Source organism: Xanthocytophaga agilis, from assembly GCF_030068605.1.
In the GTDB taxonomy this organism is placed as follows: domain Bacteria; phylum Bacteroidota; class Bacteroidia; order Cytophagales; family 172606-1; genus Xanthocytophaga; species Xanthocytophaga agilis.
Genome location: NZ_JASJOU010000004.1, coordinates 346,087 through 359,257, shown reverse-complemented (window position 1 = coordinate 359,257; position 13,171 = coordinate 346,087). Strand labels below are relative to the sequence as shown.

Here is a 13,171-nt window from a genome sequence, read left to right as displayed (position 1 = left end):
AGTTCCAGGAAATTGAACACAAACTATATTTTCTGATAAATCTTGCAGGAAGCATCGTAAGTGTAGAACAGATCTTTGTAGCCTTTGGGAAGTGTATCATAATAGCCAATACTGAGAAACCCTCCTTCTGGCAAACAGTCATGAAAAAGCTTCAACACTTTCATTTTTAGGACTTCATCAAAATAGATCATCACATTGCGGCATAAGATCATATCAAACACCTGTGGCATTTCGTCTTTTACCAGATTGTGCTGGTCAAAGACAATATTGTGAGTACTAACTTTATTAAACACCATATTCTCTTCTGCCAGAGAATAATAAGCATTTAGCTCCTTCTTTCCCTGTGCAGCAGCATAATTGTCTGTATACGTTTTCTGGTACAGAGAAGAAAACTTACCTTGTCGGGCATTTCGGATAGAACTACTATTAAGGTCTGTGGCAATTATAGACACATTAGAACTAATTTCCTCTTCTTCAAGTGTAATAGCCATCGAATACACTTCCTCACCTGTTGAGCATCCGGCATGCCAGATAGAAAGATTGTCCTTAGACTCATATACGGGTAGTACATCTGTCCGTAACTTAATCCAGAAGTCCTGATTCCTGAACATTTCGGTAAGTCCTACAGTAATCTCATCAATAAAGCATTGAATAAAACTGGAATCGTAGATAATTTTACGCCACAGACCCAATGAATTTTCCAGATTGTATTTGGCAATAATCCGGTTAATTCGTCTACTCAATGACAACGGTTCATAGTTTGAAAAATCCAGGCCATACCTTCCATAAATAGCGCGGATTAAAGAATCCAATTCTTCCTGAGTGAGTTGATTTGTATTCTGCATTCAACTTAACTTATTAATAACGACCTAAAATAACCTGAATCAGTCAGTGGAATGCTGTTGATTGGGATCACTATGAATAAACACAACCAATGAAGAAGAAAATCTATTGTCTTTAAAATCAGGTGCAATGAATGCGATAAATCGTGTCAGGGTACCATCTTTCTCCTGCACCTTTAATTTTATTTCTTTTAAGGATGCCTGCCCCATACTTTCATAAAAGGCTTGCCGCTCTTCATCACATACAAAGTACAAGTGATCTTGAATAAACATTGAATTTCCTGTCAATGCCGGTATTCCTAAAGCGTCCATGGCTCGGGCATTAATAGATATAATCATACCATCTTTGCCAACTGTGAGCTGAGGGATAGTGTGTTCTTTTCCTTTCAGAGTATATAGAATATCTTCATAATCATAGTTATTCTCCAGGTCCACAACCAGTCCGGCAAAATGATCTGCAAAGGCACCTACCATAGCAGAATTCAATGCAAGAACGGCTTTCTCTCTTCGTTCCTTAATTAATATATCGCCAATCTCTTCCTGTAATTCATGCTGACGGGTAAAATCAATCATAATCAGCAATATCTTACTTACTTCACCTGAAAGATTCTTAATTGGACTAAAGGAGCATACAAAATATTTCTCTCTGCTATCTTTTGTCAAGAACTTCAATACAACACTATTCTGCATTGGGTTCTTGGTGGCATCACACAGATGTTCTATATCGACATCTGCCTTGGTTGGATCAGCCAGAAAATCTCTAAAGTTACGGCTCGTGATTTCACTACGTTTATAGCCAAACTCTTTCTGGAACACATTATTAGAATAAATAACTCGCCCTTCATATGTTAACTCCAGACAGTATATGGATTGGTTCATCGCATTCAACTTGTGAATGTATTCCATCTCCTTTTCCCGTTGCTCTGTAGTAAATTGTGCCAGCTGAACAATCTTCAGTAGTTTTCCATCAATATCAAATATTGGACTATACGTACCTGATAGCCAAAGTTCTTTACCTCGTTTATTGATACGTTTGAATTCACCGGAATTAAAAGAACCATTTTTGATACTATCCCACATCATTTCATACCGCTGACTTACGAGCTCATCCATAGCAACAAACTGTCGCTCCTTCTTTCCAACAATCTCTTCCCTGGAATACTCCATCAGGCTCAGATACATCTCATTGGCAGAAATAATGGTTCCCTCTCTATCCAGTTCGATACTTGCATTCGTTTTGTTGATAGCCTCGATCATAGATTGAGTCAGGTTTGCCTGCCGTTCAATCTGACGAAGCTGTACATTGAGCTCTTCCTGCGTTGCAATAAGTTCTTGTGCGTTGTTACGCATCATTTCTTCTTTTGAAGCTAGTTCTTCAGCTATTTTCTGCGTCTGGGTTAACAGCTTCTGCGTATGTTCATTGATTTTGGCATTGTAGATCACCGAACCAAATATCTCACAACTGGTTTCCAGAAAATGGATTTCATGTGGCTGCAGCTTCCGGAACGAGGCCACTTCGACTACACCCAGCACTTCTTCCTTATACGCAATGGGCACCAATAGAATTGAGCGAGGTGTTGCCTCACCTAAACCTGATGTAATAGAAACATAGTGAGAAGGAACTTCTTCTATATAAATGGATTCTTTCTCTAAAATACATTGCCCGACAAGACCTTGTCCCCATTGTAGTCGTTTCTCAATAAATTTCTGTTTATTATAGGCTATACATCCTGTTAGTTCAATATATTTTTTCTCATCTTCTTCCTGGATCAGAAATACCCCTCCTTGGTTCAAACGACAGTACTCAATCAACTGACGCAAAAAATGCAGGCTTACCTGGTTCAGATTCAGATGTTGATGCTTGCGAAGTTCATCACCTAATAAGGTACTTCCTGCAATTTCCCAGTTTCGTCTACCTTCTTCATCTGCTTTCTCTTTTAGTTTGGCACGCATGGATAACAAAGCTTTTCCTATTCCTTTATCCCTATCCAGATTTAGTATATCAGCCTCCATGTTTCCATGTGATATTTCTTCTACAAACTTCACCACCTCATTTCTATCTTTATGAATAGCAGTAAGATAACCTGAAATGTTTTCCTGCCCACGAAGGTTCTGAAATTCAATATCCGCTTCCTGATTAACTATTTTTGCTGTTAGTATATCTAGCTGTTTTAAAGGTTCAATCCATTGTTTCCATATAGCATACCCGATATAAAAAATCAGGAACAGAGATATAAGTATAAATCCTGCTTTATGTAAAGCTGTAGATTTTCCAGAAAAAAAAGCTGTATATGTAACTATAAGACCAGCCTGAAAGCCCAGCAAGAGCAAGATCTTTGTTCCAGCGTTGAAATGCTTTAGCATAAAAGGTAATCAGTTGTAATATCTCATTTGATCTTAAACAAAAGTAAGCAAGTATATTTATGCATATTGTGCAATTATCCCCTACATCTTACTTAGTAGATTTTTTTATAGCATAAATCATATCTGGTTCAAAAAGCCAGATAAAGGAAGGGCTTGTTTGGTCTTTGTGTGAGTATAACTTACTTTGAATGATCCAGGAACTTGTATTTGCCTCTGTTTTAAAAAATGATTGAATTTCTGTGTGAGTAAGCTTTTGCAGATGAGGCACATCTCCATAACAAAATATATTCAGTCGGTTGGCCACCCAGGTTAATGCAGCTGCAGATAATACATTGTCCAGTTCCAGCAAGGCAGATTTCTGGAATATAGTCAGTTCATCTGCATTGAAGGGATCATTAACCCGCATCTTTGCTATAGCAACCTGTGCTTCGTCATTGTCCAGTAACAAATAACTCTTACCCTGAATTTCACCCTTTACTTCTGTAGTAAGCAAAAATGCTTCTGTATAATGTCCAAACAGATCTACAGGCTGAGTACACATCAAATTAACCTCTTTTACTTCCAAGGTATCGTTCACCATTTTCGAAAAGGCATCAGCAGCTTGTAACAATGCACCATTCATAAGGTCACGGACAGCAGCTACATCATAATCATTAAATACATTCGTCATACCGCTACCTGTTGAGTTTTAACAGAAGTTATTTTAGAATTTCGGAAAAGAGATTGAATAATAGAAGGTACATCTACTACCAGACAGACATTACCATTTCCCAGAATAGTGGCCCCGCTGATAAACTTCACATTCTCAAGGGGTTTTTTGAGGGGCTTTTCCACAATCTCTTTTTGTTGCAACAGCTTGTCAACAACAAACCCAATTTCTTTATTGTTAAATGAGATGATAATCACCTGAATTTTTTCGTCATCATTTGTCTTATGATATGATTCAAGCATTACCCCTCCTTTCGTCAGCTCTTCTCTATCTTTTAGCTGAAATAAATCATTCAGATAAACCAGTGATATGGTCTTGCCCAGATAGGTTGTAAACAAGTTATTCCCTATAGACCGAATTGCTTTCTTCTGAATAGCAACTACAGCTTTTGTATAGGATAAAGGCACAGCAAAATCGCCTGTCCGAAGTTCAAACAAAAGAGCACCTTTTACAGCCATAGAAGATGGCATCCGCAATGTAAAAGTAGTACCTATACCTACAACTGAATCAATCCCAATAACACCACCAATAGAATCTATTGCCTTTCGAACCACATCCATACCCACTCCTCTACCTGACACAGCGGTAACAGTTTCGGCACTGGAGAATCCAGGTTCAAATATTAACTGAATCTTCTCTTCTTCACTCATGAGCAAGGCCATTTCACGTGTGATAATACCTTTCTCTATTGCCTTTTTTGCTATTGTTTCTGCATGTATCCCTTTTCCATCATCTGTAATAGTGATGATAATTTCTTCTCTTTCACTACTTGCCGCTAATTTCAGTTTACCAGCCTCCGACTTTCCACTTGCCAATCGCCCCTGTGTTGATTCAATACCATGGCTAACTGCATTACGCACCAGGTGTACCAGTGAGTCACTTATAATTTGCAGAATGGTCCGATCTATTTCTATTTCTGTCCCTTCCAGGCTCAGATCTACTTTCTTATTTTCAAGAGCAGCAACATCCCTGACAATACGATGAAATTTATTAAACAATACATTCACCTGTACCAACCGGACATCCATGATAGAATATTGCAGTTCAGAGGTTATCCGTTGCAAACGAGCATAATCATTTTGTCTGGATCGTCCACTATTCCCATTCATCGCAATTACACGATCCTTTTCAATAATTAACTCTCCAATCAGATCCAGAAGATTATCCAGTTTTCGTATTGGAACATGAATATTGTCCGAAAATGCAATGGCAGTTTCCTCGTGTTCTGTTTGCTCAACTTCTTTCACTGCGTCCTCTACAGGTATCTGTGACATAACAGAACTGACTTCTGCCTGCATACTAACAGAGACAGGCGTATCAGTTTGACTATTTATTTTAACTGGCTCCTCACTAATTTTCTCTTCTGGCTTTTCTTTACTAGTCCGGATTAGCACTTCCAGTTTCGTTTTAATGCCTTTAAATTTAACAACCTTCTCAGGCGTTTTAATCTGCTCAATCAAAGCACACAAAACATCATTGGCTTTAAAAAGGTCATTAAAAATATCGGCATTAATTACCATGTTTCCGCTTTTAATCACATTAAAAACATCTTCCATAGTATGAGCCATAGTGGCAAGATCAGAAAATCCCATTCCTGCGGCATTGGCTTTCAGTGTATGGGTAATCCGAAAAATCGCATCTATCGCCTTCTTATTCGAATTATCTTTTTCCAGATCCGTAAACAGCTTGTTTAGCTGCTCAGTATTTTCCAGAGCTTCCGCCAAAAAAATCTCTTTTAATTCGTCGTCTCCTTTCATACTTACAGGGTGTTATTGGGATCTATCAGCAATTTTATTTGCAAGAGTTGTGTAGTTGGTTTTAAGAATACGTATCAGGAAAGACAACTTACAATGTATCCTGCCATATCATATATCGGTAGTACCTTTGTAATCACACCTTTTTCAATAGCAGACTTAGGCATACCAAAAATGACACTTGTTTTTTCATCCTGTGCAATTGTATGAGCATTCTCCATAAATAGTCGCTCCATCCCTCTGGTTCCATCTCTACCCATACCTGACAATATGACTGCTAGTGCTCTTTCTTTGTATACATCTGCTACAGATGCAAACAGACAATCTACAGAAGGATCATTGTATTCCAGAAACTTTTTATCCGTAAACTGTACAGATACAGTATTTCGTAAAATATCTCTTTTTAAATAGGTATTGGTATTTCCTGGCATCAGATACACTATCCCTGGTTGTATACATTCTTTTTCTTCTGCAACTTTTACTTTCAGTGGAAGTATGTCGTTCAGTCGATTACTGAAAGAATGTAAAAAGTCTTTGGGCATATGTTGAGCAATAACCACAGGTATTGGAAAATTCCCTGGTAACTTCTTCAAAATATCTTCAATGGCACCTGTTCCTCCTGTAGAAGATCCGATAGTCAGAATTTCATATTCCAGCCGAGAATAAAATGTATGTGCATGTCCGTTTTCCCTGCTGTTTTTCTTTGCAAGACCTTGTTTATTTACAGTTACTGCACTTTTTAACCGGGCAGTAAGTTGATGCTCCAGATCTCGTATTTTAGCATTACGTGTACTGTCAGGTTTGTGAATAAAATCAAAAGCACCCGCATTTATTGCATCAAATACAGTTAATTCGTTAGAATATCCTGCACCACTTAAAACTACAATAGGTGTAGGACAATCGCGCATAATCTGGGAAACAGCATACAGACCATCGTATTCAGGCATAATCAGATCCATCAAGATCACATCAGGCTTTAGCTGACGTGTTTTTTCATATGCCTCAAGTCCGTTTCCGGCTGTAGCGATCACATTCAGATCCTTGTCAGAACCAACGATGTCAGATAAAACCAATCGCATGAAGCTGGAGTCATCTGCTATCAATACCTGTATAGGAGATGTCTGCATCTGATAATCATCAGGCTATTTTACGAATAGCTTCTACCAGTTGTTCTGCAGTAAAAGGCTTGACAATATAATCAGAAGCACCAAGGCTTAATCCTTCTGCTACCACAGACTGTTGACCTACAGCACTAATCATTACTACCTTCGACTGCATCTCTTCCTCCTTGAATACTTTCAGAATATCGATTCCCAGCATATCTGGCAGAATGTTATCCAGTGTTACAATATCCGGCTGAAGTTCAATAGCCATGTCAATAGCAGCTTCTCCGGTTGCAGCCATCCCTACAATCTCAAATCCAGCCTCTGATAAAGCATCTTTGATAAGTGTTCTCATGTATAAAGAATCATCAACTACAAGTACTTTCTTTTTCATATATAATTTATTACGGATGGTTTTGAAGCTGACTTATCCCAGACTTCATTGGTTAAGAATTGTTTTTATAATTTATCTGTAGTACGTGCCAGTAGATTCTGTTCTTCTTTTGAGATAACTTTGAAGATATCTATCAGGACAATAATTCGGTTACCAGACTTAATAATCCCTTTGATATAGTTGCTTTCCAGAGTGGCGGACTGCACAATAGCAGGTGATTCGTCAATGTCATCCTTGGTTACTCTGAGTGTCTGTGGTACATCCTTTACCAGAATACCCATTTTGTATTCATCACTGGCGACTACCAGTGTATACTTATGTGTACCACTGGTAATATTTTTTTCCGTTGAAATTCCAAATTTGTCTGCCAGATCCATAATAGCCAGTACATTGCCGCGAATATTGCCTACTCCCTTAATATAACTCTGAGTCAGAGGAATGCGGGCAATGGATGGCGTAATAACTACTTCTTTAATCTGATCAATGGAAAGTGCATACTCTTCCTCTTCCAATCGAAACACAATGATCTGAAAAGTACTTTTGACTGCGTTGGTTCCTTCTTGTTTATGAACAGTTTGGATATCTTCCATACAATTACTTTTACTAAAGTTGCATAAATCCACTACGTATGATCTTACAAGCGTACTATACCAGTTTAAACTGACTCACACTCTTTTTCAGCTCCTCTGCAATCTTTGAAAGATTTTTACCTGTTTCAGATACATCATTCATTGCATTATTCAATGCCTTTGAAGAGCTAGCCATCTCTTGTGTACCAGCCGCAGTTTCTTCGGCCACCACAACAATCTTTTCAATATTTTTTACAACTACACCAATATTAGTCTGTTGCTCTTTTGTAGCCTCTTGTACCTGTTTTGATAAAGTTAAAGTGTCGTTACTTGACATGTTGATACTTTCAAAGACAGTTTGTGCATCCTGAGTAGCACGGGTTCCACCGACCACACTGTCTTTCATCTTATCTATTGCCTTAGAAGCAGATGCAGTATCTTTCTGTACATCTTTCACAACCCTTTCAATATCGATAGCTGATTTGCGGGAATCTTCTGCGAGCTTACGGATTTCATCTGCCACTACAGCAAATCCACGACCGGCATCGCCTGCCCGTGCAGCCTCAATAGCAGCATTCAATGCAAGCAGATTAGTCTGTGCGGCAATGTCTGTAATGACCCGTAAGGTGCTTGAAATCTCTTCTGAACGGGAAGTCAGAATATCAATAGAGTTGGCCGTAACATTAGCAGAATTTGAGATTTCACCCATATTATCCACTACTGTCCGTATGATCTTTATACCTTCCTGACAACTTGACTGGCCTTTTTCAGCTGCTTTGTTGATCGTATCAGCTTTTCCACCCATCTCATTGGATGCCCGTAAGATACCTTCTACCAGTTTAGATGACTCGTCAGTGCGAATAGCCTGTTCCTGTGCACCACCTGCCATCTGCGATATAGCAGAAGCTGTTTCCAGAATGCTGCTCTTCATACCTTCTGATTTTTCCATCATCTGGTCAGAAGCTGCCGAGATTGTTATTGCATTTTCTTCAATAGTTTTGAAGAGCTTGTTCATATTTTTCAAGGCAATGTTAATAGCATTACCCATATCTTTCAAATCTCCTTCGGCCTGCATCTGGAACTGCTGAGTGAGATCTCCCATAGACATTGCCGTTACAATACGATTGATTTCCAGTACTGGTGCAGAAACATTTGTCAATAACAGATTCAATGCATCTCCCAGCTCTTTCCACATCCCATGTACATCTGTGATTGTTAGTCTTTCTCTAAGCTGTCCTTCCATACCTGCTGATTTTACCAGACGATTGATTTCAGTAATCAGCTCTTTCAACATCTGCTTCAAACCTCTCAAGGTAGCAATCACCTGAGCAATATCTCCATCCAGCGTTAGACCCTGCAGCTCCATTTCTGCATCCAGATTGCCTTTTTTGATTTCTTCTATAAACTTGGTAGCAGCCTGGAAGCCTACAGTGAAATTGGTTACATCTGTAGCATATTTTACAATCTTAAATGGCTTTCCATTTAAATCAAAGATTGGGTTATAGCTAGCCTGTATAAACACATCTTTCTTGTCCTTACTAATACGTTTGTACGTTGCGGCATCAAACTCTCCACGGTTCAACTTCTCCCAGAAAGCCTTATATTCATAACTGGCAGCATATTCAGAATCTATAAATATACGATGGTGCCTTCCCTTAATTTCCTCCAATGTGTATCCTACTGTTTTCAGGAAGTTTTCATTTGCAGTAATGATAGTACCATCCATATTAAATTCAATTACAGCATTGGCCTTACCAACAGCTTCTAACTGGCCTTTATAATCTGCGTTTCTTATCTTTTGTGCAGTCACATCTGTGGCCAGTTGTAGCAGTTTTACTACTTTGCCAGTAGGGTCCAATACAGGTGTATAGGTAGACGCAATCCAGACTTCTTTACCCTTACGTGATATACATTTAAAATCTCCTGACTGAGCTATGCCATTGGAAAGATTATTCCAGAACTCGTTATACTCTGCACTTTGTCCATAAGACGCATCTACCAATGTGCGATGATGCTTCCCCCTAAGTTCACTCAGCGAGTCATATCCCATCGTCTCTAAAAACAACGAGTTTGCATTCAATACAGTACCATCTTTCAGATACTCTGCAGATGCGTATGAAGAGTCAATCGCATTCATCATGGCATCTATCTCACTGCGTTGTTCTTTTTGTGTCGTGATATCAAAACGAACCCCTATATATTTGATCGGTTTTCCATTACTACCTAATACTGGCGTAATAGTCACATCTACCCAATACGCAGAACCATCTTTGGCTTTGTTTTTAATTTCGCCCTTCCATACTTTCCCTCTTGAAATCGTGCGCCATAAATCTTCATACAAAGAAGCAGGCATATCCGGGTGACGAACAATACTCTGTTTCTGACCAATAAGTTCCTCTCTTGTGTATTTGGCGACACGACAAAACTCATCGTTAACGAAAATAATATTTCCCTGCAGATCTACTTCCGAAACAATGGCAGCGTTGTTCAAAGCACTGTTTTGCCCTACCAACTCCTGCTCTTTTCGCAACATTTCTTCCTGAGTAGCAGCCATCTCTTCCATGTTCTGGCGCAATTCCTCTTCCTGTGCCTTAAGCGCATCAGTCTGTTCCTGTGCTTCTCTTGCCAGGGTTTCTGCATCCTGTTTAGCTTTGTACAATGCAGTTATATCACTTGCATAGATAGCAATGGATGTTACTTCTTTATTTTCATCAAATAGAGGAGCATGTTTTACACTGTAGTAACTATCCTGACCAGAAGTTTTCAAATGATCGATAGACTCAACAACCTCACCTGCAAACACACGATCATATATTTTCTTTTTCTCAATCTGCTCTTCGGGGCTAAACATTTGCATGATGTTAAACCCTTTTTCAACCTTAAACCCTTGTAGAGTTTCTACCAAAACACTGTTAAAGTGAACAAGTGTATAATGTCTGTCTAATGTGAGAATAGAATCACTAGAGATGTTGATCAGTTCACGTACTTCTGTTTCCTTCTTTTGTACATCACTTAACAAGCGCTGCATTTCTTCCTGCGTGGCAGAAATTTCCTCCATATTCTGGCGTAATTCTTCCTCCTGTGCTTTGAGCTGCTCTGCATGTGTTTGTGCGTCCTGTAACAAAGTCTCAGCTTGTTCCTTAGCCTGAATTGTTTCAGTTATTTCTTTGGCAAAAATGACAATAGCAATTACAGCTCCACTATCATCTTTTAGTGGGCTGTAAGTCTGAACAAAATATTGCAGGGTGCCATATAAATCAAACTTTTCAGTAATCTCAAAGGACTCACCTGCCAATGCACGGTTATAATAACCTTTATATATTTCTTTCTGCTCATCTCCAAATATCTGCAGAATAGGAAATCCTTTATCAACAGTTAACCCATAAGGTTTATAGGTATCTTTAATTTTTTGATTACATACAACTACATTGTAATTCCAGTCAATTGCAATAATAGAATCATTTGTAGCATTAATTAAATCTGTAATGAAGGCATTTTTTTCCTCAACATCTTTCAGAATACGCTGCATTTCTTCCTGTGTAGCAGAAAGCTCTTCCATACTCTGACGTAACTCACCCTCCTGCATAATCAATGCTTTGTTTAAGGCTTCCATCTTTTCAATTTCTGCAAACGATGTATTTTCGCTCAGATCTAATCCTACAACTATTTCTGATGAAGTATCATGTTTTTTTCTGCCTCTTTTTGATGTTTCAGCAGACTTATTGCCAGCAGATTCAGAAGCTTTCACAGATGATTCGCGCTTTGCCATACAAGGAGTAGTTGGAGATAAGAATAAGATTTCAATAATAAACCTTTGCAAATCTACCTTTAACCAAAGGCAACAACAATCTGATAATGAGCATTTACAGGTGTCTGTAATATTTCGTAAGGAAAAATGAAATACCATTCTATCTCATACTCAATAAGAAGAAAAAAAGAAGAACAGCAATAGGAACATTGATTTCTTCAACCTTTTCTTATTATAGCAAAAAACAGCCGTACAGGCTGTTTTTTCGCAGAAAAAAATAGTTAGGACCAACCCCTTTCACTATATATATATTACGCAGTCACATTTCAAATTATACAGTATTTTTATTTTAGCATTTGACAGATTTTCTTTTATTTGAAAAAACCAGAAAGAAGTAAACATGAAAAGAAAATAAAACCCACGTTTATTTTGCCAGTGACCATTAACTTTTTGAGTTACATTTTAGTCCCAAAAGATATATTTCTGAGTCTGTAAATCAGTAAAACGACTAATTATTTCCATTTTACCGGATACTATAAGTATTTTTTGTAACAAGACAGATATTGCAATCTCTTCTTAGGTTTATAACTTTAAGAAACTGAGTCTTATAGATAATTTTCCAAAAGCATTTTACCTATACTTTACAACCAGAAAAACGTAAAGAAAACAGCTATCTTTTAGAACAATAAAAATAGCCTTATTCAAACACTTCAATAGAACTTAATTCAGGACCTCCTCCCTGATTGGCAGATCCTGCTGCTATGTATATTCTCTGGTTGTATACCAGTGCCTGCGTTCCATGACGCCCCGTTTGCATAGGCGCTAGAGCATGCCATGATTGAGTCTTAAAATCAAAAGCTTCTGTTTGATTATGAGCTAATTTCTGTGGACTCTCTCCTCCAATAACAATAATCTGATCTCCTAAAGTAACAGACGTACAACCAGCTCTCTGTGTAGGTATATTTTGCTCTTTTGGCAATGTACGCCATTGCTTCTTTGTAAAATCATAGATATCTACTTCCGGAACAGTCAGATCCAGTACATGCCCGATTTTTTGAGTAGAACGTCTTCCTCCAGCAATAAACAACTGATTTCCAGATACAGCAGCCTGTACATGATCACGAACATGCGGAGCATCTGGTAAAATACTCCATTTCCCTGTTTCAGGGTCATATTCATCAAGCCAGTTTACATGTCCATCCCAATGACCATCTGTAATACCATTCACCAGATAAATCTTATTCTTATAGATAGTCACACCAGCAGCTCCTCTGCGACGATTGGCAGGAATTTCAGCCCCCTTACGCCACTGATCTTTTTTGGGATTATAAATATAAATATTGGGAATGGGTGTTTCATGAGGAAAGTCGCCTGTAAAAGCTCCTAATACGTAGATCTCACCTTTATAGGCAATAGCCTGAAAATGGTGCATTTCCAAAGGTACAGAAGCTAGTTTACGCCATTGATTGGAAGCTGGGTTGTAAACATACATCGACTCCTTCTTTCGTCCACCAAACAGGTAAAACTGATTATCCACCCGCACAAAGGCATTTTCACATCTTACTTCTGGTTCACTAGCAGGAGTAAGCGTTTTCCATTTTGTATCGTTCTGCAAAAACGTAAAGCTCACCAACAAGAGAGCCAACAGGCTTCCACCTATAAAAAATCTTGTATCTTTTTTCATAGCA

At 38.4% G+C, this 13,171-nt stretch carries 9 protein-coding genes; all 9 read right to left on the bottom strand.

Features of this window, described 5'->3' with window-relative positions; translation table 11 throughout:
* Window positions 1–23: 23 nt before the first annotated feature.
* The 9 genes from QNI22_RS14695 to QNI22_RS14655 all read right to left on the bottom strand — a co-directional run bounded on the left by QNI22_RS14695 (window position 24) and on the right by QNI22_RS14655 (window position 13,167).
* Entirely contained in the window at window positions 24–845 is an 822-nt protein-coding gene (locus tag QNI22_RS14695; RefSeq protein WP_314511662.1) for a CheR family methyltransferase, read from the bottom strand.
* 39 nt (window positions 846–884) lie between these two features.
* The gene (locus QNI22_RS14690) at window positions 885–3,206 is read right to left on the bottom strand and encodes a PAS domain-containing protein (RefSeq protein WP_314511660.1); all 2,322 of its coding nucleotides are present in this window, start codon (window positions 3,204–3,206) and stop codon (window positions 885–887) included.
* Between the two features lie 88 nt (window positions 3,207–3,294).
* Window positions 3,295–3,876: a hypothetical protein gene (locus QNI22_RS14685; protein WP_314511657.1), complete on the bottom strand. Its 582-nt coding sequence runs from the start codon at window positions 3,874–3,876 to the stop codon at window positions 3,295–3,297.
* Window positions 3,873–5,672 carry a chemotaxis protein CheA gene (locus QNI22_RS14680; RefSeq protein WP_314511654.1) on the bottom strand — a complete coding sequence of 600 codons (1,800 nt, stop codon included), beginning with the start codon at window positions 5,670–5,672 and terminating at the stop codon, window positions 3,873–3,875. Before QNI22_RS14680 ends, QNI22_RS14685 begins: the two co-directional genes overlap by 4 nt.
* Window positions 5,673–5,746: 74 nt before the next feature.
* Window positions 5,747–6,796 (bottom strand): chemotaxis-specific protein-glutamate methyltransferase CheB, encoded by a 1,050-nt coding sequence (gene cheB / locus QNI22_RS14675; protein ID WP_314511652.1) that lies wholly within the window; start codon window positions 6,794–6,796, stop codon window positions 5,747–5,749.
* A gap of 10 nt (window positions 6,797–6,806) precedes the next feature.
* Window positions 6,807–7,166 (bottom strand): response regulator, encoded by a 360-nt coding sequence (locus QNI22_RS14670; protein WP_313975876.1) that lies wholly within the window; start codon window positions 7,164–7,166, stop codon window positions 6,807–6,809.
* A 65-nt stretch (window positions 7,167–7,231) separates the two neighbouring features.
* Window positions 7,232–7,756: a chemotaxis protein CheW gene (locus tag QNI22_RS14665; protein WP_314511650.1), complete on the bottom strand. Its 525-nt coding sequence runs from the start codon at window positions 7,754–7,756 to the stop codon at window positions 7,232–7,234.
* 55 nt (window positions 7,757–7,811) lie between these two features.
* Window positions 7,812–11,504, bottom strand: coding sequence for a PAS domain S-box protein (locus tag QNI22_RS14660; protein WP_314511648.1), 3,693 nt, complete (start codon window positions 11,502–11,504; stop codon window positions 7,812–7,814).
* A 676-nt stretch (window positions 11,505–12,180) separates the two neighbouring features.
* Window positions 12,181–13,167, bottom strand: a complete 987-nt coding sequence (locus QNI22_RS14655; RefSeq protein WP_314511646.1) for a Kelch repeat-containing protein — start codon at window positions 13,165–13,167, stop codon at window positions 12,181–12,183.
* Window positions 13,168–13,171: the final 4 nt, after the last annotated feature.

Bases quoted from the DNA above. Each gene is read 5' to 3' on its own strand.
- QNI22_RS14695 (WP_314511662.1), bottom strand. From the start codon at position 845: ATGCAGAATACAAATCAACTCACTCAGGAAGAATTGGATTCTTTAATC.
- QNI22_RS14690 (WP_314511660.1), bottom strand. From the start codon at position 3,206: ATGCTAAAGCATTTCAACGCTGGAACAAAGATCTTGCTCTTGCTGGGC.
- QNI22_RS14685 (WP_314511657.1), bottom strand. From the start codon at position 3,876: ATGACGAATGTATTTAATGATTATGATGTAGCTGCTGTCCGTGACCTT.
- QNI22_RS14680 (WP_314511654.1), bottom strand. From the start codon at position 5,672: ATGAAAGGAGACGACGAATTAAAAGAGATTTTTTTGGCGGAAGCTCTG.
- cheB (WP_314511652.1), bottom strand. From the start codon at position 6,796: ATGCAGACATCTCCTATACAGGTATTGATAGCAGATGACTCCAGCTTC.
- QNI22_RS14670 (WP_313975876.1), bottom strand. From the start codon at position 7,166: ATGAAAAAGAAAGTACTTGTAGTTGATGATTCTTTATACATGAGAACA.
- QNI22_RS14665 (WP_314511650.1), bottom strand. From the start codon at position 7,756: ATGGAAGATATCCAAACTGTTCATAAACAAGAAGGAACCAACGCAGTC.
- QNI22_RS14660 (WP_314511648.1), bottom strand. From the start codon at position 11,504: ATGGCAAAGCGCGAATCATCTGTGAAAGCTTCTGAATCTGCTGGCAAT.
- QNI22_RS14655 (WP_314511646.1), bottom strand. From the start codon at position 13,167: ATGAAAAAAGATACAAGATTTTTTATAGGTGGAAGCCTGTTGGCTCTC.